Origin of the sequence: Pedobacter zeae (assembly GCF_014196715.1) — a bacterium.
Lineage (GTDB): Bacteria > Bacteroidota > Bacteroidia > Sphingobacteriales > Sphingobacteriaceae > Pedobacter > Pedobacter zeae.
In genome coordinates, this window is sequence record NZ_JACIEF010000005.1 from 141,677 (window position 1) to 166,475 (window position 24,799).

The window sequence follows — 24,799 nt, forward strand, 5'->3', positions numbered from 1 at the left end:
AAAATACAATGAAAAATACCGAAATATTATTTCAAAATAAAAAGAAGCCTGGTTTAATGGGGTTTGCCTCCATTCTAATGCTAAGTTTAGTTTTATTGGGTTCATGTAAAAAGTATCTGGATATTGTTCCTGATAACGTGGCCACAATAGACAATGCATTTACCTTAAGGAGTGAGGCAGAAAAGTATTTATTTACCTGTTATTCCTTTTTGCCTAAAGATGGCGAACCGCTATATAACATGGGTTTTATGGCTGGAGATGAAATCTGGTCGAATATTGAAGAACGCGAGTTTATTTCTTATGGTTGGCGCATTGCCAGAGGTAGCCAGAATGCCGACAATCCGTTAATGGATGCCTGGAATGGACGTTATCAGGGAGGAGGAAATGGTGATAACTTTGGTTTATACAGAGCAATCAGAACCTGTAATATTTTCCTGGAAAATGTACAGGATCAAACCAAAGTTCCGGATCTTAAATTGGATGAAAGGCAGCGCTGGATCGCGGAAGTAAAATTTTTAAAAGCATATTATAACTTTTTGCTGCTTCGTATGTACGGCCCGATTCCAATTGTAGATAAAAACCTGGATCTGGATGCGTCTGTTGATGAAGTGAGAATTAAAAGGATGCCTTTTGATGACTGCGTGAATTATGTAAATAATTTATTGGATGAAGCTATTACAAACTTACCCGTGATTATTACTGACAGAACCAATGAGCTGGGGCGTATTACCAAGCCGATTGCACTTGCAATCAAGGCAAGATTGCTGCTGACTGCTGCAAGCCCTTTATTTAACGGAAACACAGATTATGCAGGTTTCAGGGATAAGGATGGGGTTGCACTTTTTAATACGACCTACGATGCCAATAAGTGGATAAAAGCCAGGGATGCGGCGAAAGCTGCGGTAGGTGCAGCCGAAAGCGCAGGATTTAAATTGTATCAATTTCCAGGATCTCAGTTTAAATTGTCTGACTCTACACTAAGGGAGCTTACGATAAGAGGCGCATTAACCGAAAGGGTAGCTCAAAATTCTGAGCATGTTTGGGCTAACCCAAATAGCCTGTCATCATTTATGCAACAGGTAGCGATGCCTCGTTTAATGAAAGGTTCAGATCCGATTCCGGTAGGACTAGCCAGACAACAGCTGGCTCCTCCTATTAAAATTGCAGAAATGTTCTATACGCGGAACGGTGTGCCGATTAACGAAGATAAAACGCTCGATTTCAGTAACCGTTATACCATCAGGAAAGCAGTAAAAGCAGAGCGTTTTTATATCAAAGAAGGATACAATACTGCAAGATTAAACTTTGACAGAGAGCCACGTTTTTATGCCGATTTAGCATTCGACGGTGCTACCTGGTACAAATATGACAGCCCTTCAGGTTCTGATGAAAATACCTATACGGTTGAAGCCAAATCTACACAATTGGCCGGAGCGAATAACTTTGGCTGGTACAATGAAACCGGTTATTTTGTTAAGAAAGTGGTGGATTGGAATATGTCGCAAAGCAACAGCGGGGCAACCTACAGAACTTATGCCTGGCCGGAGGTTCGTTTAGCCGATTTATATCTGATGTATGCAGAAGCGCTGAATGAAACTTTATCGAGCCCTTCTTCAGATGTTTACACTTATATTAATAAGATCAGAACCAGGGCTGGTTTGCAAAGTGTAGAAACATCATGGACGAACTATTCAACCAATCCATCAAAATATACCACTAAAGATGGCATGCGCCAAATCATTCAACAGGAACGTTTAATTGAAATGGCCTTTGAAGGCAGCCGCTACTGGGATATCAGGAGATGGAAACGTGCGGCAGAAATGTTTAATCAGCCCATTACTGCGTGGAGTGTAAACCAGCCTGATGAGCAGTCTTATTACCGCGTAAGAACGGTATTAAACCAGAATTTTATAGCGCCGCGGGATTATTTATGGCCAATCAGAACATATGATTTGACCGTTAACCCTAAGCTGGTACAAAACCCTGGATGGTAAAATTTCATTAATCAAGAGAAAAATATGAAAAAGATTAATAAACTATTTTTTTTGGTGCTATCAATGATGATAGTGTCATTTATAGGATGTAAGCAGGATGAACTCAAACCATTCGAAAAGAATGAAACGCCACCAGGGCAGGTTTCCAACATTACAGTAGAGAATGGTCCGGCAAACGCAAAAATTAGTTATAGCTTGCCTGCAGATAAGGATTTACTTTATGTTAAAGCGGTATACAAATTAGCAAACGGTACGGAGGCAGAAGTTAAATCATCTTATTATAATAACAGTCTATTGGTAGAGGGCTTTGGCGATACCAATGAGCATGAAGTTATGGTTTATGCCGTAAACAGAAGTGAGGTCGCTTCAGCGCCAACAATTGTTAAAATCAAACCTTTGGAAAACCCGATTAAAGGAGTATTCAGAAACTTAAAAGTGATACCTGATTTTGCGGGCATTAACTTTACCTCAAGCAATCCGGCCAAAGCAGATTTATCAATTGAGGTAATGATCATGAAAAATGGTAAATATGAATCGCTGGGTAAAAACATATATACTTCTGCGGCAGATATTAACCAGTCAATTCGTGGTTTGGATACCATTGCAAGTAAATTCGCCATTACTATTCGCGACAGGTGGTTAAATTACAGTGATACCTTATACACTACATTAAAGCCACTATACGAAACAGCGCTTTCAAAATCACTATATAAAGCGTTAAAACTTCCTACAGATGCAGTACAGACTTACACCTCCACTGCATTAGAGAATATGTGGGATAATAACTTTATCGACTGGCCAAGGTGCTCACTTACGGATGTAACGCAGATAACGCCACAATGGGTAACGTTCGATCTCGGAAAACCTGCTATCCTAAGTAGGATTGTAGTATGGAACTATCCGGAATACCTAAATGCCGGAAGGATGTACTATTATGGGGGAAATTTAAAAGATTTTGAAATCTGGGCATCGGATAACCCTCCTGCAGATGGCAGTTTTAATAATTGGGTAATGATTGGATCATATAAATCTACCAAACCATCCGGTAGCGCTTATGGTGTGCAAACATCAGAAGATTATGCCTTTGCCAATGCCGGTATCAGTTATACTTTTGGAGCTGTTGCTAAAAAATTCCGTTATCTGCGCATTAAATCTAACAAAAACTGGCAGGGTACAACTTTTCAGTCTATTTCTGAAATTCAATGTTATGGGGATCCGCGATAGCGATTTAAGTTTCATTTAAAAATGATAAAGATGAATAATTATAAATCTAAAAAATATAGAAAGTTAACTGTTTCTGCCCTGCTTATATGTGTTGCAGGCGTTTACAGTGCCTGTACCAAACAGGATGACTTTAAGAAATTTGTAGCAGGTGGCGAAATTTCTTATACAGGTAAACTGGATTCTGTGAAAATGTACTCTGGTGATTCGAGAGTTGTGTTAAAAGGACTTTTCCTGGCAGATCCAAAAGTGGTAAGCTGTAAAATATTTTGGAACAACAAAAAAGATTCAATAGTAATCCCGGTTGTGAAAAAAAATATTGTAGATACACTTAATTACTCTATACCCATCAGTGCTGAAGGGTTGCAGAATTTTACCATATATACTTATGATAAGGCGGGTAATAAATCTATCCCGGTTTATGCCAATGCCAGATCGTATGGGGATCGTTATAAAGCTTCGTTAAGTAACCGCGGTATTTCTACAGCGGTTAAAGGAACAGACGGCAACGCAACCATCCAATGGTTAGGTATGGATAAATTAACCGGTGTTTTTACAACTGAGCTTCAGTATACAAATTCAAGCAATACGCTGGTTACCGTTAGAACACCAATTGATTCTACTAAAACAATCCTTAAAAATTATAAGAGTGGTTCAACATTTAAGTACCGTACTTTGTTTCTGCCAGATACAAATTGCGTAGATACTTTCAGAGTAGCTTATTCAGCCAATCTCTCTGTGGATGAAGATATGACCAGCTTATTGTCGAATACCGGCCCATTTGTAAGGGCTACTTATGATGGGTCAAGATGGGGAACATTGGCCGGATGGACCACCAGTGCCGGTGCTAAAAACATCAACAACAATCAGTATGGTGGATATGAGTTTAGAAATGGCACTGGCGTATTATCTTTCGAATCCGGCTGGGGAATCAATACGCCTGTTACCAATGGTCTTATTTATCAAACCATCACATTACCCGCAGGCAGGTATACTTTTAGGTTATCCGGTATTGATCAGAATAGTGGTGGATCAAGGTATATTGCTGTTGCTGTCGGTAACACCTTACCTAATGTAACTGATATTCCAACTGCAGCTATTGCTTATGCCAATATCGCTGATGGTGAATTAAATTTTTCACTTACACAACAAACTACAGTATCAATAGGTTTCGGCGTATCTATAGCTAACACCGGTCAATATATTAAGGTTGGAAGTGTGAAGTTATTAAAATGGGCTAAATAATTTTACCGGGGTTGTATCATTAATACTGAATTGTCATCCTGAGCTTGTCGAAGGACCTGTTTTAAATGTCTTACAGGTTTCGACAGGCTCAACGTGACAAATTCGATTGAATTACATTGAGGATGCAACCTCGTTTTTGTTCAGAATTCCTTTAGCAAAACATAGAAACAAGTGTTTGATTCTTGATTCTGACCCGCTATTGCCTAAATTTTTTCCTCACTAAATAACGAACCGAATGAAGACTCAATCAAAAAAATATCTTATTGCAGCATGTTTTATTATTGCCCTGATTGGCGGGTGTAAAAAAACTGAAAAAGTAGCAGAGATCACAACTGCCAAGACGGAAGTAACCGGCACTGTTGCTACCTTAACCACTAGCGAATTTACCTCCATTACAACCACCGGAGCGATAAGTGGAGGAACCATTATTAACAAGGGAAGTTCTGCCGTTACTGACCAGGGGATTTGCTGGAGTACCTCACCTAAACCGACTATTGAGAGTAAAAAGGCTGGTGTTGTTAGCATTAATGGCTCAGGTGTTTTTATCAGTCAGCTTACGGGCTTAACTGCCTCAACCAAATATTATGTCAGAGCCTTTGCCATTAATAAAGCAGGAGTTGCTTACGGTAATGAAATCGAACTCACCACAGCCAGTATAGCCGGCGCAACATTTGGTTTTTCGCCCATGTATATTATAGGCTCGACGGTAGCAGCAGCAGATATTGAAGTGTTAACAGATGGGGGAGATGCCATTACAGAACGGGGCATTGTTTATGCGTCCCTGCCAAATCCTACGGTCAGTAGTAGCAAAGTGAAGCATAATAATGCCGGACTTGGTAAGTTTAGGCTGAGCTTAAAAGGCCTTACACCAAAAACCACTTATTATGCCAGAGCCTATGCCATTAATGCAAAGGGGGTGAGTTACAGCAGTGAAGTTACCTTTAAAACCATTGCAAAAGGAAATGTTACCTATACGATTAATAAATCATCAAACCCAACTGAGGAAGAAATCAATGCCTATGCACGCATAACTGCTGCTGCTGATAGCGCTTGCTGGTACTTAAACAACTATACATCAGCAACTAAGAATATCACATTAAATTACGTGCCCGGTGTAGGAACAGCTGATGCAACTAATACGGGTTGGGTACGTTATGGCACTAATGCTACTTATCAAAAATTACGTACCACATTGCACGAGTTCAACCATACTTTGGGAACGGGAACCACCGACTGGTGGACCGGCACAGCTATAGTGAACGGGATTTATACCGGTAATACGGTAAATACTTTACTCAAAAAAATAACCGGTAAAGACACCCCACTTAATGGAGATAGGCAACATTGGTGGCCTTATGGCCTAAACCAGGATAGTGAAGTTTCATCAAGTTGGGATTATGTCTACAATTGCTTAATTATAGAAGCCATGCGAAAAGATGGCTTACCTGAATGGAGTAGCGGTACCTATACACCATAACCATTATTTTGAATGCAATGGCCTGAGCCAATTTTCAACCACAAAATGAAAAGCGGATAGGGAAATCCCAAAAGTTTTTAGTCTAACTTTTGGGGTTTCTCCTTATAAGGCAATCCGTTCCAAAGTGGTTAGATTGGCCTAACTTGTATCAGGCTTAACGAAAGATCTCAACACCTTCAGCACCCGCTTAGCCTTGGAAGTACTGATCAACCCAGGATAGTTTTCAGAACATAATCACTAAAAAGCAATAATCATTGAATCCGTAGAGCATCAATTTTAACCTCGTTTTATATAATTTATAGATCATGCTGTATAGAAAATAGGTGGTTTTTTCTTGGTGACTAAAATAATAACCAGGATTAGGCTGGCTATTATTTGGGCTATTGGTTTATGGGAAGTAAATAATAAGTTTTTTAATGATTTTTGGCTGAATTTAGGTAATTGAGGTTGTTTTGTTTGGTTTTTTTTAAGAATAATCAGATAATTGGTGTGTTTTATCAGTAAATATAGAAATTTGCGTTAATTACCTTATGAAATTAGAGGATGAAATTTTAAAACCCATTTTTTATTTAATTTATACCAGCATAGAAAGTAATCTGTTTAACAATAATAAACTTAAAGTACTATTTAGTCAGTCTAGAGATTTTAATAACCGGAATAACATAACCGGAATATTATTATATGTAAGGGGCCTTCCGATTACGAAGAGTAAAGGAAGATTTATGGAATTGCTTGAAGGAGACGAGCGGATTATTCGCAGGCTTTTCAGGAAAATTGTAAATGATGACCGTCATGAATCGGTTGTTTTACTACAGATTGGCAAATATGAACAGCGATGTTTTACAGAATGGCGAATGGGATTTGAACATACTGACGGAGAACTTCATCCATCGCTATCGGGTCATTTCAATCTGAATGAGATAAGTTCAAAATGTAATAAACTTGGCGTTGCCGATGTTCCGCTACAGTTTTTGCAGAAGCTATCTTCAAACCATAAAGAGGAATTTGCAGAGCCGTTTTATGGTTAAAAAATTTAATGACAGCATTGCCTGGTTTCTGGAGTGAAACGGTGTCTCCTCTGTGATGACTGATCATAACCATTTTTTAAAAACCAAAACAACCTAAATACAGTTAAATTCGTATTGGGTTTATTGGCAGTGCGGTTGATCAGATTTAGGTATTTATTTTGTGCTCATGAAATTGTTAAATGATGTCACGTTCTTTTTGTTTTTCTGTCAAAACTTGTAAATTGCCTTTGTAAAAAGCAACAAATTGTCAGTTATTCGAATCGAAGAAATCCTTACAATAAACCGACAAAGTAATATTTTAAAGGGTAGAGTTTGATTAAATCGCCTTTTAAAACCTATAAAACAGTTATTACGTATATAGATATATAGTTATAGGAAAGATAATCAAACCGTATTTTTTAAGCTGGTGGATATCATTACTGCCTTTTATCCACCTGTATGGCGCAATTGTTGATAAAATAAACAAAATGGTACAGTCGCTTTTTATAATTTATTTTATAGTTTAGGGACGTAGCTGTTAAGAAAGGTATTATGGAAGCAAAATTTTCACCACAGGTTAAAGATGTAATCTCTTTTAGTAGGGAGGAAGCGCTCCGCTTAGGGCACGATTACATCGGAACCGAGCATTTATTATTAGGCCTCATACGCGAAGGCGATGGTATGGCCATAAAAATTTTAAGATCGTTAGGGGTTGATACCGGTAAATTGCGCCGCTCAATTGAAGATGCCGTTCGCGGTACCTCGAGTGTTACAGTAAACTTAGGCAATATTCCATTAACAAAACAGGCAGAAAAAGTTTTAAAAATCACTTATTTAGAAGCTAAAATATTTAAAAGCGATTTAATTGGCACCGAACATTTGCTGTTATCGGTTTTGAGAGATGATGATAACATCGCCTCGCAAATCCTGTTACAGTACGGTGTTACTTATGATGTTTTTAAACAGGAGGTTGAAGTAAATAAAAATGGTTTCAGAGACGATATCTCAAACAGCGCTTCAACAGGAGGCGATGATGACTATCGTGAAGAGGAAAGCTTTAGTACACCTAAAAAGGTTTCCGATATAAAATCTAAGACACCTGTTCTGGATAATTTCGGGCGCGATTTAACCAAAGCCGCAGAAGAAGGCCGTTTAGACCCGATTGTGGGCCGCGAGAAAGAAATTGAACGTGTATCGCAGATTTTATCCCGTAGGAAAAAGAACAACCCGATTTTGATCGGGGAGCCTGGTGTAGGTAAATCTGCAATTGCAGAAGGTTTGGCCCTCCGCATTGTACAGCGTAAAGTTTCGCGTGTGCTTTTTGGCAAACGCGTGGTTACACTGGATTTGGCCTCGCTGGTAGCCGGTACCAAATACCGTGGCCAGTTCGAAGAGCGTATGAAAGCCGTAATGAACGAGCTTGAAAAATCTACCGATGTGATTTTATTTATTGATGAGATCCATACCATTGTTGGTGCAGGTGGTGCATCAGGTTCATTGGATGCATCAAATATGTTCAAACCAGCTTTGGCAAGGGGCGAAATTCAATGTATTGGTGCCACCACTTTAGATGAATACCGTCAGTACATTGAGAAAGACGGGGCTTTAGACCGTCGTTTCCAAAAAGTAATGGTGGAGCCTGCAACACCGGATGAAACAGTAGAAATTTTAACCCGTATCAAAGATAAATATGAGGAACACCACGGGGTAACGTATACAGATGAAGCCATCCAGGCCTGCGTTACGTTAACGTCTCGTTATATTTCTGATCGTTTCTTACCGGATAAAGCGATTGATGCTTTAGATGAAGCGGGTTCGCGTGTGCACTTAACGAATATCCACGTTCCACAGAATATCATTGATATCGAAGCTAAAATTGAAGATATCAAGTTGGAGAAAAACAAGGTTGTTCGTAGCCAGAAATATGAAGAAGCGGCAAAACTTCGCGATACTGAGAAAAATTTAATCGAAGAATTAGATAAAGCTAAAGCAGAGTGGGAAGCTGAAACCAAGACTAAACGTTACGAAGTATCAGAAGATAACGTAGCCGAAGTGGTTTCAATGATGACGGGAATTCCGGTACAGCGTGTCGGACAAACAGACAGTACAAAACTGTTGAACATGTACGATAAAGTGGCGGAGAAAATTATTGGCCAGGATGATGCGATCAGGAAATTGACCAAAGCCATCCAACGTACAAGAGCGGGGTTAAAAGATCCTAAAAAACCAATAGGCTCATTTATTTTCCTCGGCCCAACAGGTGTGGGTAAAACAGAACTCGCAAAAGAACTGGCCCGTTTCATGTTTGATAGCGACGATTCTTTGATTCAGATCGACATGAGTGAGTATATGGAGAAATTTGCGGTGTCCCGTTTGGTGGGAGCGCCTCCAGGATACGTGGGTTATGAGGAAGGTGGCCAGTTAACTGAAAAAGTTAGAAGGAAACCTTATGCTGTAATTTTGTTGGATGAAATTGAAAAAGCTCACCCGGATGTATTCAATATCTTATTACAGGTTTTGGATGAAGGACAATTAACGGATAGTTTAGGTCGTAAAGTTGATTTTAGAAATACCATCATCATCATGACTTCTAATATTGGTGCACGTCAGCTTAAGGATTTTGGTCAGGGTGTTGGTTTCTCTACAACAGCGAAAACAAACCAGGCCGATGCACACAGCCGTGGTGTAATCGAAAGCGCATTAAAACGTGCTTTTGCACCTGAATTCTTAAACCGTGTGGATGATGTAGTGGTATTTAACAGCTTAGGCAAAGACGAAATCTTTAGAATTATCGATATCGAGTTAAAAGCTTTATTCGGCCGTGTTCATACCCTTGGCTATGAAATTGTATTAACCGATAATGCTAAGGAATATATTGCTGATAAAGGCTTTGATAGTAATTTTGGTGCTCGTCCGTTAAAAAGAGCCATTCAGAAATACTTAGAAGACCCGATTGCGGAAGAAATTCTTAAAGGCGAACTTGCCGAAGGTGACGTTTTAGAAATTGATTACGATAAAACAGCCCAACTGATTTCGATCAACCACAAAAAAGACGAAAAGAAAAAACAAGAGCCAAAACAAGAAGAAGATTCTTCAAGTAAATAAATGAAACTCCCGATGAAAATCGGGAGTTTTTTGTTTTACGATATTCCGTTAAAGATTAAATGTTTTTGGAATGCGAAAAAGATGGGTATTAATTATTTTTTTTAATTAAAATCATAGTATCTTTCCTTAAACAAACTATAAAATGAAATCCATCGTCTTCCCGCTAATGTGTATAGCGCTGTGCTGTACTTTATCCTGTAAAAAAGGAGCTGATTCCAATACACCGGATACCTCACCTAAAACATTAAAAATAGAAATTTCAACGGCAACAAACATCAATAACGATGTGCTGTTAAAATTGGTTAACGACACACGCCTGGCCGGTTGTAATTGTGGTACGACTAAAATGCCACCTGTTGCCGCTTTAACCTGGAATGCCAATCTGGCCTCAGCTGCAATTTATCAAAGTAATTACATGGCATCGATTAAAAGCATGTTACATACCTCCGCAAACGGTGAAACGGTTGGGGTAAGAGTTACGGCTACAGGCTACAACTGGACAACTGTAGGCGAGAATATTGCTGCAGGACAAACGTCAGAAGCACAGGTTTTTAACGAATGGATAGCCAGCGAAAGCCATTGTAAAAACATCATGACGGCGTCTTTTAAAGAAATGGGTGCGGCCAAAACAGATAATTACTGGGTTCAGGTTTTTGCAGCGAAATAAAACCTTTACGATCGTCATTTGGACTGGAATGCAATGCCTGTCTATTACAGACGGGGAGAGATCTATTTACAGCTGATTTAACTTGCGCTGAGCAAGAGGAGATTCCCGACTACATTGCATTCCTTTACCAGTGGCGTATTTTGTAATTATTTAATTATGAATGGTTTATGTTTTTTTTCGTTTCCGCCCGCTTAGCCCGGAATACCGTAGCTCTGTTCTACTTAAATCTCTCTCCATACAATAAATTATCCCTTTAAATGACGATTCTCTTTACATCAGCTCCTTTAAGGCCTGATAATACCGCTCATAATTTTGAGATTCGGTATTCAAAAACAGGAAAGGTTCAATCAGTTCTAATTCCATCAGTAAAAAATCGCCATTTACAAAAGTGCCATCAACCCGGGCGTAAAGACAGTTCTTGGCAAATGCATCCACATATTGCTGCGCGATGGCAATCCGTTCTTCGTCAGGCTTTTGTGGGTGCACCGAACCACCATGCGCAGGTTGTACCCTAAAATCACCAGGTTTAGCCTGCTTAATTAGCGAATGGCTGTAAATGCCATTAAAAAAAATGAAAGACCACTCGCCCTTTTCTAAAATTTCTGGCAAAAATGGCTGAACGATAAAATCTTCTTCCCGGGTAAGCTGATTTAATTTTTGATTTACTTCTTCAGCATTATCGATGGTTACCTGGAAGGTGTTTTTGGCTCCGCCACTAACGCATGGCTTTACAATTAACTTGCCGGTATTAAATTTTTCGAAGTAATGCTTAAGGTTAATACGTTCATTCTTCCGGATAAAAACACTTGGGGTAATCTTTAAACCTGCCTGTTCAATTTCCTGGAGATATTGTTTGTTGGCATTCCACCTCACTACCCCAAACGGGTTGATCAATTTTACTTTTTTGCTTTCCAGCTGATCGAGCCATTTGTAAAAATCTCCAATCAGGTCAAAATAATCCCACGGCGATTTTAAAATGGCCAGCGAATAATCTTCCCAGGCCACATCTGGATCGTTCCAGATTACTTTTTCAATCTTCAAGCCCTTTCCTTTTAAAAAATATAAAAGTTTATCGTCTTCACTTTCAACGGTAGTGGTATCATAAGCACCCCTGTCAAGATAAGTGATCAATGCAATATTCATAGGGCTAAAACTAAGTTTAATCCGTTCGGTTTACAAATTTCTGCTGTTAAAGAATCCGATATTTTGACTGTTTTCAGGGAATTACAAGGCAAATAGAAGATCCCGATTCTAAAATTGGGATCGACATGTTGAGATGGCCGTGATTATAAACCACGGCCCTGAGAGCGGAGGATTTTCTCCCCGAATGTTAAAACAAACTCACCTGGTTGCTCGGAATTTTGAACAACGTGTGGTTTAAAATAATATCTTTTACATTTAAGCCGTTTAACCTGCAGTGCAGTTTGAAGTTATCCCTGATCATCTGAGAAATGTTGCCGTCTCCGCGCATGCGGTCACCGAAACGGCTGTCGTTTACATTACCGCCATGGCAACTCTGAATCGAATGCCAAACCTTATCGAAACGGTCAGGAAAATTTTTTCTAAGCCAATCTTCAAATATCTGGCCGATTGCCCCATTTAACCGTACCACTGTATAACCCGCTTTTATCGCACCGGCACCTGCAACCGCTTTTAAGATTTTTGGGATTTCATGATCACTTAAGCCGGGTACCAAAGGGGCAACCATTACGCCCATAGGAATCCCATCTTTGCTAAGTTCTTCTACTACCTTTAGGCGCTGTTTTGCCGTTGTTGTACGGGGTTCCATTACCTGGCGTAAATCTTCATTTAAACTGTTAATGGAAACATAAACCATACACAGGTTTAATTTGGCCATTTCCTGCAAAATATCCCTGTCGCGTAGGATGAGGGAGTTTTTGGTAATCATGCCAATGGGCTGCTTATAGGCCAGGGCAATTTCGAGCAACTGGCGGGTAAGTTTAAATTTCCTTTCCGCAGGTTGGTAGCAATCGGTATTGCCTGATAATGAAATGGTGGTGGCATCCCAGCCTTTTTTCTCCAGAAACTTTTTAAACAGGGCAGGGGCATCTTTTTTTACGATTATCTTCCGTTCGAATTCGATGCCTGCACTATAACCCCAGTATTGGTGCGAATTGCGGGCATAACAATAGGTACAACCGTGCTCACAACCCTGGTAAGGATTAAGGGAGTATGCCATGCCCACATCAGGACTATCTACTTTATTTACAATGGTTTTAGCATTTTCGAATATGAAGGAGGTTTTACGGTCGCTCTCTTCCCAATCGTCTATTCCTTCGTTGTGTTCTTTGATGTAAATATCCTTTAAAAACTTATTGTGTGGATTAACCTGGGCACCCCGCCCTTTAAAATACTGTTTTTCTCCTGCTCCGTCCATGGATTAAAATTACTAATATTTTTAGTAATTTTAATAATCAGAAATGTTTACTTTTCAACAATTTTAGATCTGATTCTCCATCTTCTATTTTCTATTATTACTTCTTTGGGAGCGGAACATAATCCATCGGTACCATATCGGCCACTTTTTCGTAAGCCCAATAGCCTTCATAAAGCAGCGACCGGGAGTCGTAAATGCCCCCGTTTTCGTAAAAACGAACACCATCACCCGTTAAATTTGCTACCGATATTTCGTATTCAGGAACATCCAGGGGCCTGAAAATCCAGAAACCGGTTTTAGAATAAGCCAGCGATTCTTTTTCCTTCGTGTATTGAATAAGCAAAGCATCGGTATAGCTGAGGTATTTTAAATTCTGATTATAATAATGTACCAGTGTATCGGTAAGTACATCGGCTCTCGAAAACTTGTCGATGGTTTTAGGCATTTCCTGTTGTTTTGTCCAAAAGGCAAGTAATGCCGTGTCTATTTTACCTTTCGTTTGCCTGATGCCTGTTTTTTCAGGCACGGCTTTGATTTTTTCCAAATTGGCATTAATTACATATTGCGGATAACGGTTTGGATTGGGGATTTTGATCATTTTGTTAATGATAAAACCTTCTTCCTGTGCTTTATTCGCATAAAGCGATCGGAAAAAATGTTGCGAAGAACCATAATAGGCCACCTCACGGGCGGCGATATATTTTTTCTTTTTAGCTGCTGAAGCTTTAAGTTCTTCGAAAAACGGGTGCCCCGAATAATAGATAATATGCGTGCGCGAGTTGTACTCAAAATGATCGAGCATATACTTAAGGCGGTAGCCCAAAGCTTTGTTTTCGACTACCAAAAATTCTGTAGTGGAAACTGTTAGGGTACTTTTGGTTACGTCGAAATCGACATTTAAAACCTGGGGATTGATTATTTTACATTGTGCTGCATTGGGTGTTTTCCCGATAAAAAATTCTTTGAACTGGTTGATGTATTTCTGCCGGTTAGGATCGGCCCTGATCACTACTTCGTCTAATTGGGCTACATTTTCTTTCAATACGAGTTCTACCTGTACCGATTTATCCGAAATAATTACGCTTTTAGAGTAGGGGAGATAACCCACCAGCTGTACCAGGATATCGTAGCTGCCTGGTTTTAGGTTTGTTAAGGTAAAGCGGCCGTCATTATCGGCCACGGTAGCAATTTTATAGCCACTTAAATAAATGCTTGCTCCTGGCAATCCGTCTTTCTGATCGCGAACCAGCCCACTGATCGAGAAGGTATTTTGAGCTTCGGCATTAGTACCCAAAATGATGAATATAAGGGCTACTAAAAGGCTTTTAATCATAGAGCCGAATGTAATTAAAAGACTTAATATTTATCAAAAGCGCAAAAGATTTTTAACAAATTTAACATTTAAGCTTAAGCCTTATAATTACCATTATCCTGAATATTCCCGCCATGAGGGCATTCCTTAGGTATCTGTTAATGGTAGTGTATCAGAAGGGCAACCAATGTGCTTTTGAAAAGCAGCGGCCCGTTTTCATGGCTACAGTTGTCCCGCCATCGCTCATAGTCCTCGTTACGCTGCACTTCACTGTGGGCTACCCGCTCTGTCGGGTTTATTTAACAAAGTTGGTGCTGCTATGCTACAAAAACCTTTAACAGGATTGGTGGACCATGCCAGCCAAAGCCCGCCTGTACGCGCAGTCGACTGCATTGTAAAACTCTTAACCCGCTGCACGGTGCTCCGGTCGTATTCTGGGTGTACCGTTACTTTTTCCCTTCTAAACCGGCTGGCGGCAAATAATCCATCGGCACGCTATCGGCAATCTTTTCCCAGCCCCAGTAACCTGCATAAAGCATCGAACGCGGATTATATATAGAGCCGTTTTCGTAGAAATATACCGGAACAACCTGAAGGGTGATGGTCGAAATCTGGTAGTCAGGCATATCCAATGGTCTTGCAATCGATAAACCGATCCGGTTGGCATAGGCAGGGTCTTCGCGCTCTTTGGTATAAACCACATAAAGCTTATCGGTAAAATTAATGCTCCTGATGCTTTCGTTCTCTACATGTACCAGTGTATCCTGGGCGATGGGAGCACGGCTTAAAATCGATAGCGCTCTTGGCATTTTTTTTATTTTTATCCAAGAGTTTAAGGAATCGCCTGTTCTAATGGTTAAGGGACTGGTTAAACCGGTTTGCGCTTTTGTTAAGTCTTTAATGTTGGCATTAATGGTGCTGTCAGATGGCCTGTCTGGATTTTCCTTGGTGATGAGTTTATTGATGATATAACCTTCTTCGGTTGCGCGTTGATGAAAAAGAGCCCTGAAAAAATGTTGCGGAGAGCCTAAATACGCCGCAACCCGTTTTTGCTCCCAGATTTTTTTTCTCCTTGCAGAGCCTTTTAAATCTTCGTAATAGGGAAAACCTTCATAATAAATGATCCTCGTTTTACCATCATATTCAAAATTGTTCAGCAGGTACTTAATGCGGTAACCTAATGCCTTGTTTTCTACAATCAGGAACTGAGTGGTTTTTACCGTGAGTTTAAATGTCTCTTTATCATAATCAACAATGAGTACGTTTGGATTGATGATTTTACATTGCTCCGCATTAGGCGTAGTGCCGATAAAATAACTTTTAAACATGTTGATATAATGCTCCCTGTTTGGGTCGGGTTTTATGGTCACCTCTGCCAGTTGGGTTATACTTTCTTCTAAAATGAGGTCGAGTTTTACGGCCTTGTCTGAAATCACGACGTTTTTATTCAGGGCCTTATAGCCAATCAGCTGCACTAAAATGTCGTAATTTCCGGGTTTCAAAGGAAGGTTATACCTGCCGTTGTTATCGGTAACGGTAGCAATTTTATAACCGCTTACATATACACCCGCCCCGGGTAAAGCCTCGCCATGTTTATCTTTAACGAGGCCAGAAAGCACATAGCTTTGCTGCGCTAAACAAAATTTACCAACAAATAATAGACATATAAGTAGTGCAGATCTCATTATATAAATATAAAACTAATTTATTAGTTTTATGAAAAATGCAAAAGAAATATTACTTAATGGTAATTCCTTGTCTGTGTTTTCACTGATCCCTAACTTTACCGGTTTTAAGTAGACATGAAAAGGGCCTGTGGGCATACAGACTTTGTGGTGAGCATACGATAGCTAAGCCAATAATTCCCTGGCGTTTTCGATGGCCGATGCACCCGGGTTTTTCCCGCTTAACATTTCGGCAATTACATCAACACGTTCTTCCTGTTTAAGTTTGCGGATTCCGGTAGTGGTTTTTCCTTTCTCCTCATGTTTGTATACAAAGTAGTGTGAGGTTCCTTTGGCGGCGATTTGCGGCAGGTGTGTAATTGAAATTACCTGCATATTCTTGCCCAGGTCAGCAATTACTTCACCAACCTTTAAAGCCGTTTCGCCCGAAATCCCGGTATCGATCTCATCAAAAATAATAGTCGGTAAAGAAGTATGTCTGGCCAGCAGTGCTTTTATAGCCAGCATTAAACGAGATAATTCACCCCCTGATGCTACTTTATTTACAGGAGCAGGCATTTGACCAGCATTTGCGGTAAAAAGCAGGTTGATTTCGTCCAACCCATCTTTATTCAGTTCAGTTAAGGTTTTTTGATCAAGAACGAGTTTGGCATTAAGCATACCCACTTTTTTTAGGGTGATGCCGGTTTGCTCTTCTACCACCTTGATGGCTTTTTTGCGATTAGCACTTAGTTGGCTGGCTTGTTTATGAAGTTCTTTTTTAAGCTCATCGATTGCTGTCCGGAGTTTTTCAATATGCTCATCAGAAGATAAGAGCCTGTTCAGATTCTCTTCCAGTTGTTTTTGAAGGGCCAGCAGCTCTGTATTATTGGCCAGCCTGTGTTTTTGTTGAAGTGAATAAAACAGGTCTAACCTCTGGTTTACAATTTCTAAGCGATCGGCATTGTGCAAGGTATTTTCTTCTATAGCAGAAACCTCGTCGGTGATGTCTTTTATTTCTATGATCGATGAACGTAACCGTTCATAAAGTGCATGAATGGCAGGATCGAATTTTTCTATCCCCTGTAACTGTAACGAAGCTTCCTTTAAAATCTGTAGGGCAGAAGGTTCACTTTCATTGATCAGGCCCGAAGCAGTAAGTAATGCCCGTTTAATGGTTTCGGCATGCGTTAAACGTTCGAGTTCCTGCTCCAGTTCTTCCTGTTCGCCTTCCTGTAATTTTGCCTGTTCAAGTTCATTAAACAAAAACTGTTCATAATCCTGTTTATTACGGGCTTCGTCGGCCTCAGCGATTAATTTTTTTAACTGGGAAGTATCCTGTTTAAGTTTTTTAAAACCGCTGCGGTAATCAAACAATAATGATTGATGATTGGCTAAAGAATCCACAATCAGTAATTGAAAATCAGCATCATTGATTTCCTGTGTAGCATGTTGTGAGTGGATATCGATCAGTTTTTCGCCGATCAGTTTCAGGATCGATAAATTAACCGGTGTATCATTAATGAACGATCTTGTTTTACCGTCAATTGATATTTCCCTGCGTAAAAGGCTTTCGTTCAAAAAATCCAGGTCGTTTTCGTCAAAAAGCTCTTTCAGGTTTTCATCTGCCAATATAAAACTACCTTCTATAACACATTTTTTATCCTGGTTAAAGAAGTATTTGCTTTCTGCCCGCTGTCCTAGTAATAGCGATAATGCACCCAGTATGATGGATTTACCGGCCCCGGTTTCACCGGTGATGATATTTAAGCCTTTATCGAATTCGATATCAAGACTATCAATTAATGCGTAATTACGGATCGAAAGTTTTTGTAGCATGCCCAGCAAAAATATTAAAATTTATTCAACAGGCCAGTACAAAACAAAAACAGCGGAGAATAATCTCCGCTGCTCCTTAATCTGTTTGGTTGTGTGTTTTTTATTTTACCGAAATGTTGATGGTATTGTTATTTGCAATGGCAATTGGGGCATCTGTTTTTATAAAACTTTTTAATGCCAGCTGGTCTGCAATTTTAAAATCAGCATTTTTATAAGTGACCATCGCATTCTCAATTCTCAATGTTTTAACAGGGGCTGAAAAATCTTTATTATTATAAAGTATTACCGCAGGACTGATCTGTGAGCTTTTGTTACCACCTTCTACCTTTTCCTTTTTCCCTTTCTTCTCCATTTTCTCTTTCAGCTCTTTTACATCGCTATCGAACTTTTCTTTCAATTTCTTATATTCTTCGCTTTGTCTTATCTTACTGTTTGAGTTATCGTTGTAATTAAAAAATACACCATCAGAAGAAAGCAGGAGACCTTTGGTTTTCAATAAGGAATCGGCATGTAATGTACTTAAGGCAGATAGTTTTGCCAGATCACTTGATTTTAAGGCATGTGTTCTGACATTTTCTAATTGTAGCCTGAATTCCGGGCTATTTACTTTGGCTGCAATTTCTTCACTCAATTTTTTCCACTTTGCCTGTGCTTCCGGCGAGCTGAATTCCTTAGCCATATCCTCACTCATTTTTTTCCACTTGGCCTGTGCTTCCGGTGAATTCATTTTCCTTTGCATCTCTTCCCCAAACTTTTTCCATTTGGCCTGTGCCTCTGGTGAGTTGTATTTTTTAGCTATATCTTCCCCAAATTTTTTCCATTTAGCCTGTGCTTCCGGCGAATTGAATTCTCGATCGATTTTAACCCTGAATAGGGAATCTTTGAATCTAAATGCACTATCCATCTGCAATCTGAATGTATTTTTACCTGCAAAAAGTTGGTCGCGGTAGAAATCCTTACGAAGGCTGTCAGGCATTTCTTTTACCGAATTGTATTCGGTTTTATTGCCCTTGGCATCGATGGTTACAATTTTTATTTTACGTTTTTTAGTGGTATCGGTACAGAGATCAGGGTTTAAAACCGGGCTTGAGGTAATAAACCTCACCATTTCCTGCTTGGTCTGTTTTTTAGTCTCTTTTTTCTTATCGGTTGGATTCACCCAGGCTATGGAGAACAGACAGGCCACACCAAGGGTTAGGGCCGCCATTTGTTGCTTGGCATTTAAATAATTTGTTTTCATGTTGGTTATTCTTTTAATACGTTGATATAAATTTTGGGTCTTGCCAGTGGCAGCAAGGGCATAAACCGGACTGTTTTTATCTTTAAGCAGTTCGAGTTTTAACAGGGCATGTGCATAGTTAAGAGGTTTTCCTGTAATTTTAAGCACCAGGTCATCGCAGGCATGCTCACGCTCAATGTGGATGAAGCGGCCTGCCAGCCACACAAAAGGGTTATAGAAAAGCAGAGTTTCTATGGCTGTTTTGATAAGGTTCAGTAAAAAGTCGTTTCGCCTGATGTGCGATAGCTCGTGGATCAGAATGGCCTCTACCTGGTCGTTGTCTAATTGGTTTACCAGGGCCACGGGAAACAATACCACGGGTTTTAAATACCCGATAACCAAAGGTACATTGACAATAGAGGATAAATGGAACCTGGTAATCTTTTTGATTTTAAGCCGGGCGGTTACCTGTTCGAAAATAACTTTCCAATGATCCGGAATGGCACTTAAACTTTCTTTCTTCAATTTAGAAAGCTGACCATAACCTTTAACAATAACGAATAGCTGCAACAGAATGCCGATAATGTAAAATATTACAATGATGGGGAAGTACTGTTCTGCTTTGCTGCTGAAACTTTGAGGAAGGTTGTTGAAATAGTGATAAACCTGTACATTTTGAGGGTTAATGACAGCTTCCTTACTGCCGATGCCCTGCATAAGTTGATTGATGAAATTGTAGGCAAAGCCGGCAAACATTAAAATAATAGCACCAAAAGCAAGATTGTGCTTATGTTTTGCTGCCAGCTTCGGGAGGCTAAGCATTACGATAAATAAGATACCGTAAATAAGGGCGCTTTGCCAAAGTGAGTTTAAAATACTCCAGCCAAATGCTTTGATGAACTGTTGTAATAAAGTTTCCATAACGGTGGTTTTAATTTTTTATGCCGGGATAAACCGAAAATTGTTAATTCTTATCAGGGACCCAAACCCTACCTTTTTCAACCCTCACCTCAGCCTTATTTAAGGCTATCTAAATATTTTTTAATTTCATCAATCTCATCTGCGCTCGCACTGTGATTACCTAAAGCCTGCATTACCAATCTTGCTGCCGACCCGTTAAATACGTTATCGATCATTTTGGTCACCAATTGCTTTTCGGTTTTATCCTGACTAACAAGTGCCCTGTAGATATGTGTTTTCTGGCTGGTATCTCTTTCTACGATTCCTTTCTCGTGCAAAATCTGCATCAGTTTTAAGGTAGTGGTATAACCGGAATCTTTTTTATTCAATGCCTCATGCACTTCCCTTACCGTTGCATTCCCTTTTTGCCAAAGTACCTGGAGTATTTCCATTTCTCCTTCTGTTGGTTTGATGTTCTGATTGCTCATATGTTACAGTTGTACGAATTATTTCGTAATCAAATGTACGAAGATATTCGTAATAACAAAATATTTTAACAAAATTTTAACTTTATTGGTTAATTGTTAAACTGGTTAACCGGTAACCGGACCGTTGAGTAAATCAGTTTGTTGGGAGATAAGACGAAAGAAAATATAAAATGTTGCAGGCTACTGGCTTTGGAAGGGAAGCCACACCTATGAAAAACAGATGCTTGTTATTATATCTGATTATCGTGGAAACCGGCCAACGCATATGGCCTTTCAAGTGACCGCCTGAACGAATGGGCAGGTAAGAACGAAAGCAGGCTGGTTTTAATTGAAATACTGTTACGGCTCGCAAAAAAAAGAATGAATTGCTTTTTGTGCATCAAGATCAATTAACCGATTTAACCAGCAATATTAATTCTTCTTCAGTACCTCATACTTACCGATATTAGCCGGATCGATTTCTGCCAGCATATTATAGGCCTTTATACGCTCTTGTCCGTTGAGCTTAGAAAGTACATTGGTTAATTCTTCTGCTTTGGAAGCAAAATAAACATTAGGGAAAATAGAGCCCAATTTCTGTTTGTCCATTTGTTGCAATGCCGGTAAGGCAGCCATAATTTGTGTTAAACCCTTATCGTTATCGGTTAGTTGGTCCAACCCACTTAAATGGTAGCTGTAAATGAAACTTCTTAATTCACTAAATATCGGGTTCAGTACATTCTCATTAAACCAGAAACGGTTGCGTAAGCCATCAGCTGCTCTCCAGCCGGTATTACCCGATGCCTGCGCCAAATTGATGATGTTCTGTGCTTTTTTGTAAAAAGGCGTTCCGCCCATCTTACTGAAACTGTCTTTGTCCATTCCTATAATGGTATAAGCATAATAGGTAAGGAGGGCGCTGATATTTGAAATGTAGTTCTGATCAGAAAAATCAATTGTAGAGCCATCAAGATAATTAAAATCGAAATTTTTATCGCTCATGTTTAACAATGTACTATTATAAGAACTGTTAAAAACAGGGCGACTGCTTTGAATCTGTGCTTCGGCAGTATAACCGGAGCCGCCATCCCACGAATTAATGGTAATGACAAAGCTGCACTCAATGCGTTCCTGGGGTTTGTAACTTTCGTTACTGAATTTATTATTGTTTAAAAAATCGCGGATGGTTTTTTGAAGCGCATCAATTGTTGGTTTGCTAATGTTCGAAACCTGAGGAGCCAGTACGGTTACACGCGCGTTGAGTTCCTGTGCCTGTAGTTTGCCTAAGCCCATTAACAATACCAACAGCCCAAAAATCCTTTTTATCATTTTGCAATTTTTAAAATAGCCGAACAAATATCTTTAGCAACATCAGCTTTAGCTTTCATTTCGAAAACACTGCGTTCTAAAGCCTTGTTAAAAATAGTAATTTTATTGGTATCTGATCTAAAGCCGGCGCCCTTATCGTTTAAAGAATTTAAAACCACCAGGTCGAGGTTTTTCTTTTCCAGCTTGCTTTTTGCATAATTTTCCTCATCATTGGTTTCCAGGGCAAAACCCACCAGAATTTGATGTGCTTTTTTAGCGCTGCCTAAAGATGCAAGGATATCGGTAGTTTTTTCCAGTTCAAGCACCAGATCGCTCTGCTGCTTTTTGATCTTCTGCGTGGCAACCTGTTTAGGGCGATAATCGGCAACAGCAGCACACATCACGGTAATATCGGTTTCAGGGAAAACCGATAAACAGGCATCATACATCTGTTGTGCACTCACCACATCAATCCTTTTTAAGTTTTGTGTAGCTTTTTGTGTGGTAGGCCCGGCAATTAAGGTAACATCAGCACCAAGTCTGGCCAACTCGTCGGCCAGGGCAAAACCCATTTTTCCTGAAGAGTGGTTACCGATAAAACGCACAGGATCTATGGCCTCATAAGTAGGCCCGGCAGTAACCAACACTTTTTTACCAAATAAAGGTGAAGATTTTTTAATGGCATTATCCAGGAAAGAAACAATTTCTTCAGGTTCGGCCATTCGGCCTTTTCCCCAGAGTCCGCTGGCCAGTTCTCCGTCAGCGGGAGCGATAACAGTATTGCCGAAACTGGTCAGGCGATCAATATTACTTTGGGTAGTGGTGTGTTTCCACATATCGAGGTCCATTGCAGGGGCAACGTACACCGGGCATTTGGCCGAAAGATACACTGCAGTCAGTAAATTATCGCAAATTCCCGTGGCGAGTTTAGCCAAAGTGTTGGCGCTTATCGGCGCAATGATGAGGAGATCGGCCCATAAGCCCAGTTCAACATGATTGCTCCATACACCCGTTTCTTCTTCGAAATATTGTGTATAAACCGGATTTTTAGAAAGCGTAGCAAGGGTAAGTGGTGTAATAAAATTAGCACCATCAGAAGTAAGAATAACCTTTACGTTTGCACCAGCTTTCACGAGCAGCCGGACCAGAAATGCCGACTTATAGGCTGCGATACTACCGCAAACGCCAAGGATTATATTTTTATTTTTCAGCATAGGATACAGGGCATGGGGCTTAGAGCATTAATATGCCTACAAAACTGCGCCATGCTCTTTGCCTTATGCGAATTACTTTTGTTCTTTGGCAGGGTTTCTATGGTAAACTTTGCCATTCAAAAACTCATCCATAGCAACCAAAACAGGCTTCGGCATACGCTCGTAGTGCTTGCTGATTTCAATCTGCTCACGGTTTTCGAAAATTTCTTCCAAATTATCGTTGCTAGAAGCAAATTCTGCCAATTTACCGTGTAACTCCTCTTTAACGTTGTTCGAGATCTGGTTTGCCCTTTTAGCAATTACCACTAACGATTCGTATAAATTATCGGTAGTTTTATCTAAATCGTGTACGTTTCTGGTTACTGTAGTATTTGGTACAGCAGGTTTGTTAGTATTCATCTATTACTTGTTTTTAATATTCGTATTATCTGCATTAGTTGGTTTAGTAGAAACGGTATCTTTTAATCTACCGGTTCTGATCAGCATCTGCTTGTATTTTTCCTGATCGGCAGCGTATAAAGCCAATTCTTGTTTGGTGGTTGCAATACCTGCTTCAACGTCTTCCTTAAGCCCTTTAGCTTCTTTCGCAAACTTGCTGTCAGGATGATTTTCGGTAAACTCGGTATATAAAGCCAGTGCCTCATTATAACGGTCTTCCTGGCGGTAAACCAAACTGTTTTTAGCATATAAATATTGGGCCTTGATCATCAAGAAATCCATTTCCTCGGCATATTTAATATCCGGATAATCTCTCTGTGCATTTTTTAAAGCAATAACTGCCGCTCTGTAATTATCGATATTACTAGGCCCGGTTGTTAAATACATTTTCGCATTTTCAAAAGCTTTATCCTCCAGTTTACCTCTTAAAGTAGCGATATATTTAGCTGCAGCTGCGGCACGGTCGCTGGTAGGGTATAAGTTGATAAACAATTGGAGGGCATCAATGGCTTTATAAGTGTTTTCCTGATCTAAAGAGAAATTTGGCGATTCTAAATAATAGCAGTAAGCACCCATGTACCTCGCTTCTTCTGCATTTTTACTTGCCGGGTAAGTCTCCGCAAAGCTTTTAAACTGATACCTGGCGGTTGTGTAATCACTTAATCTATATAAAGTATAAGCGTAATAATAGTTAAGATCCTCGGCTTCTGCACGGCCGCGGTATTTTTGAGAAAGATCCTCAAAAAGTATCAATGCTTTACTGTAATCGCGTTTATTATATAAACGCAACGCCTCCTGGTATTTTTTTGCAACATCATTGCTAGCCCTCAATTTCTCGAAGCGACTTTTACAACCCGCAATCCCCAAAGCGGCAACAAATACTAAAATAATTAAGTGTTTAACTTTAAACATTCTGCAAAGATAATTAATAATACGATAACATCAATAAAAACAATTCGCCGCTAAGCTATGCAAAGCAATTCAGTAGGGTATAACAGTTAACAAATTTTAACATATACTATATAATAGATGCCGTTAACCCTGCAAAGGGGCATTCGTAGTTTTTATGATAGTATGATAGCTATATCTATTATGTGTTATCATCAAAGCCTGTTCCTGTGCTTGTAGGTTTTGGCTATTCCGCACTTTCTTCAAACCCTCCAAGGAAAACCCATCCGGTTTTCGAAACCTGTGGGTTTGAAGGGGAGGGTAAAACAGCCTGAAGCCTTAATTGTTTTACATCAGGCAATATTATTTTCTGCTGTAAACCATAGGTTTACGGGATTTTGCGCATTATTTGCTGAATTTGCTTTGCAGGGTTTAT

General features: G+C 39.7%; 18 protein-coding genes. 7 read left to right on the forward strand and 11 right to left on the reverse strand.

The window, feature by feature from the left end:
* The first annotated feature begins 8 nt into the window (after positions 1–8).
* The 7 genes from GGQ60_RS22625 to GGQ60_RS22655 all read left to right on the forward strand — a co-directional run bounded on the left by GGQ60_RS22625 (position 9) and on the right by GGQ60_RS22655 (position 10,716).
* Positions 9–1,994 carry a RagB/SusD family nutrient uptake outer membrane protein gene (locus GGQ60_RS22625; RefSeq protein WP_229685193.1) on the forward strand — a complete coding sequence of 662 codons (1,986 nt, stop codon included), beginning with the start codon at positions 9–11 and terminating at the stop codon, positions 1,992–1,994.
* Between the two features lie 24 nt (positions 1,995–2,018).
* Positions 2,019–3,218: a DUF5000 domain-containing lipoprotein gene (locus tag GGQ60_RS22630; protein ID WP_183768696.1), complete on the forward strand. Its 1,200-nt coding sequence runs from the start codon at positions 2,019–2,021 to the stop codon at positions 3,216–3,218.
* Positions 3,219–3,248: 30 nt separating this feature from the next.
* Positions 3,249–4,460 (forward strand): DUF4998 domain-containing protein, encoded by a 1,212-nt coding sequence (locus tag GGQ60_RS22635; RefSeq protein ID WP_183768701.1) that lies wholly within the window; start codon positions 3,249–3,251, stop codon positions 4,458–4,460.
* Between the two features lie 235 nt (positions 4,461–4,695).
* Positions 4,696–5,937 carry a hypothetical protein gene (locus tag GGQ60_RS22640; protein ID WP_183768703.1) on the forward strand — a complete coding sequence of 414 codons (1,242 nt, stop codon included), beginning with the start codon at positions 4,696–4,698 and terminating at the stop codon, positions 5,935–5,937.
* A gap of 530 nt (positions 5,938–6,467) precedes the next feature.
* Entirely contained in the window at positions 6,468–6,965 is a 498-nt protein-coding gene (locus tag GGQ60_RS22645) for a BLUF domain-containing protein (RefSeq protein WP_183768705.1), read from the forward strand.
* Between the two features lie 531 nt (positions 6,966–7,496).
* Entirely contained in the window at positions 7,497–10,049 is a 2,553-nt protein-coding gene (locus GGQ60_RS22650) for an ATP-dependent Clp protease ATP-binding subunit (RefSeq protein ID WP_183768707.1), read from the forward strand.
* A 142-nt stretch (positions 10,050–10,191) separates the two neighbouring features.
* Complete coding sequence (locus GGQ60_RS22655; RefSeq protein WP_221236027.1) at positions 10,192–10,716, forward strand: CAP domain-containing protein; 525 nt, start codon at positions 10,192–10,194, stop codon at positions 10,714–10,716.
* A 270-nt stretch (positions 10,717–10,986) separates the two neighbouring features.
* On the opposite strand, the gene GGQ60_RS22660 is transcribed toward GGQ60_RS22655, so the two are convergent.
* The 11 genes from GGQ60_RS22660 to GGQ60_RS22710 form a co-directional block, all read right to left on the reverse strand.
* Positions 10,987–11,859 carry an ATP-grasp domain-containing protein gene (locus GGQ60_RS22660; protein ID WP_183768708.1) on the reverse strand — a complete coding sequence of 291 codons (873 nt, stop codon included), beginning with the start codon at positions 11,857–11,859 and terminating at the stop codon, positions 10,987–10,989.
* Positions 11,860–12,046: 187 nt separating this feature from the next.
* A complete protein-coding gene (locus GGQ60_RS22665; protein ID WP_183768709.1) occupies positions 12,047–13,114 on the reverse strand; it encodes a PA0069 family radical SAM protein in 1,068 nt (355 codons plus the stop codon).
* 97 nt (positions 13,115–13,211) lie between these two features.
* Complete coding sequence (locus GGQ60_RS22670) at positions 13,212–14,447, reverse strand: carboxypeptidase-like regulatory domain-containing protein (RefSeq protein ID WP_183768710.1); 1,236 nt, start codon at positions 14,445–14,447, stop codon at positions 13,212–13,214.
* Positions 14,448–14,872: 425 nt separating this feature from the next.
* Positions 14,873–16,111 (reverse strand): carboxypeptidase-like regulatory domain-containing protein, encoded by a 1,239-nt coding sequence (locus GGQ60_RS22675; RefSeq protein ID WP_183768711.1) that lies wholly within the window; start codon positions 16,109–16,111, stop codon positions 14,873–14,875.
* Positions 16,112–16,276: 165 nt separating this feature from the next.
* Positions 16,277–17,929 (reverse strand): DNA repair protein RecN, encoded by a 1,653-nt coding sequence (gene recN, locus GGQ60_RS22680; RefSeq protein WP_183768712.1) that lies wholly within the window; start codon positions 17,927–17,929, stop codon positions 16,277–16,279.
* 100 nt (positions 17,930–18,029) lie between these two features.
* Positions 18,030–20,069 (reverse strand): M56 family metallopeptidase, encoded by a 2,040-nt coding sequence (locus tag GGQ60_RS22685; protein WP_183768713.1) that lies wholly within the window; start codon positions 20,067–20,069, stop codon positions 18,030–18,032.
* Positions 20,070–20,164: 95 nt separating this feature from the next.
* The gene (locus tag GGQ60_RS22690) at positions 20,165–20,536 is read right to left on the reverse strand and encodes a BlaI/MecI/CopY family transcriptional regulator (protein WP_183768715.1); all 372 of its coding nucleotides are present in this window, start codon (positions 20,534–20,536) and stop codon (positions 20,165–20,167) included.
* A gap of 411 nt (positions 20,537–20,947) precedes the next feature.
* Positions 20,948–21,844: a type IX secretion system protein PorD gene (porD, locus tag GGQ60_RS22695; protein WP_183768717.1), complete on the reverse strand. Its 897-nt coding sequence runs from the start codon at positions 21,842–21,844 to the stop codon at positions 20,948–20,950.
* On the reverse strand, positions 21,841–23,037 hold the full coding sequence (gene coaBC, locus GGQ60_RS22700; protein WP_183768719.1) for a bifunctional phosphopantothenoylcysteine decarboxylase/phosphopantothenate--cysteine ligase CoaBC: 1,197 nt from the start codon (positions 23,035–23,037) through the stop codon (positions 21,841–21,843). The genes porD and coaBC overlap by 4 nt, the downstream gene beginning before the upstream one ends.
* A 72-nt stretch (positions 23,038–23,109) precedes the next feature.
* Entirely contained in the window at positions 23,110–23,436 is a 327-nt protein-coding gene (locus GGQ60_RS22705) for a DNA-directed RNA polymerase subunit omega (protein ID WP_090988294.1), read from the reverse strand.
* A 3-nt stretch (positions 23,437–23,439) separates the two neighbouring features.
* Positions 23,440–24,387 (reverse strand): outer membrane protein assembly factor BamD, encoded by a 948-nt coding sequence (locus GGQ60_RS22710; RefSeq protein WP_183768721.1) that lies wholly within the window; start codon positions 24,385–24,387, stop codon positions 23,440–23,442.
* Between the last annotated feature and the right edge of the window lie 412 nt (positions 24,388–24,799).

Excerpts from the sequence above, each read along its gene's own strand:
- GGQ60_RS22625 (WP_229685193.1), top strand. The coding sequence starts at position 9 with ATGAAAAATACCGAAATATTATTTCAAAATAAAAAGAAGCCTGGTTTA.
- GGQ60_RS22630 (WP_183768696.1), top strand. The coding sequence starts at position 2,019 with ATGAAAAAGATTAATAAACTATTTTTTTTGGTGCTATCAATGATGATA.
- GGQ60_RS22635 (WP_183768701.1), top strand. The coding sequence starts at position 3,249 with ATGAATAATTATAAATCTAAAAAATATAGAAAGTTAACTGTTTCTGCC.
- GGQ60_RS22640 (WP_183768703.1), top strand. The coding sequence starts at position 4,696 with ATGAAGACTCAATCAAAAAAATATCTTATTGCAGCATGTTTTATTATT.
- GGQ60_RS22645 (WP_183768705.1), top strand. The coding sequence starts at position 6,468 with ATGAAATTAGAGGATGAAATTTTAAAACCCATTTTTTATTTAATTTAT.
- GGQ60_RS22650 (WP_183768707.1), top strand. The coding sequence starts at position 7,497 with ATGGAAGCAAAATTTTCACCACAGGTTAAAGATGTAATCTCTTTTAGT.
- GGQ60_RS22655 (WP_221236027.1), top strand. The coding sequence starts at position 10,192 with ATGAAATCCATCGTCTTCCCGCTAATGTGTATAGCGCTGTGCTGTACT.
- GGQ60_RS22660 (WP_183768708.1), bottom strand. The coding sequence starts at position 11,859 with ATGAATATTGCATTGATCACTTATCTTGACAGGGGTGCTTATGATACC.
- GGQ60_RS22665 (WP_183768709.1), bottom strand. The coding sequence starts at position 13,114 with ATGGACGGAGCAGGAGAAAAACAGTATTTTAAAGGGCGGGGTGCCCAG.
- GGQ60_RS22670 (WP_183768710.1), bottom strand. The coding sequence starts at position 14,447 with ATGATTAAAAGCCTTTTAGTAGCCCTTATATTCATCATTTTGGGTACT.
- GGQ60_RS22675 (WP_183768711.1), bottom strand. The coding sequence starts at position 16,111 with ATGAGATCTGCACTACTTATATGTCTATTATTTGTTGGTAAATTTTGT.
- recN (WP_183768712.1), bottom strand. The coding sequence starts at position 17,929 with ATGCTACAAAAACTTTCGATCCGTAATTACGCATTAATTGATAGTCTT.
- GGQ60_RS22685 (WP_183768713.1), bottom strand. The coding sequence starts at position 20,069 with ATGGAAACTTTATTACAACAGTTCATCAAAGCATTTGGCTGGAGTATT.
- GGQ60_RS22690 (WP_183768715.1), bottom strand. The coding sequence starts at position 20,536 with ATGAGCAATCAGAACATCAAACCAACAGAAGGAGAAATGGAAATACTC.
- porD (WP_183768717.1), bottom strand. The coding sequence starts at position 21,844 with ATGATAAAAAGGATTTTTGGGCTGTTGGTATTGTTAATGGGCTTAGGC.
- coaBC (WP_183768719.1), bottom strand. The coding sequence starts at position 23,037 with ATGCTGAAAAATAAAAATATAATCCTTGGCGTTTGCGGTAGTATCGCA.
- GGQ60_RS22705 (WP_090988294.1), bottom strand. The coding sequence starts at position 23,436 with ATGAATACTAACAAACCTGCTGTACCAAATACTACAGTAACCAGAAAC.
- GGQ60_RS22710 (WP_183768721.1), bottom strand. The coding sequence starts at position 24,387 with ATGTTTAAAGTTAAACACTTAATTATTTTAGTATTTGTTGCCGCTTTG.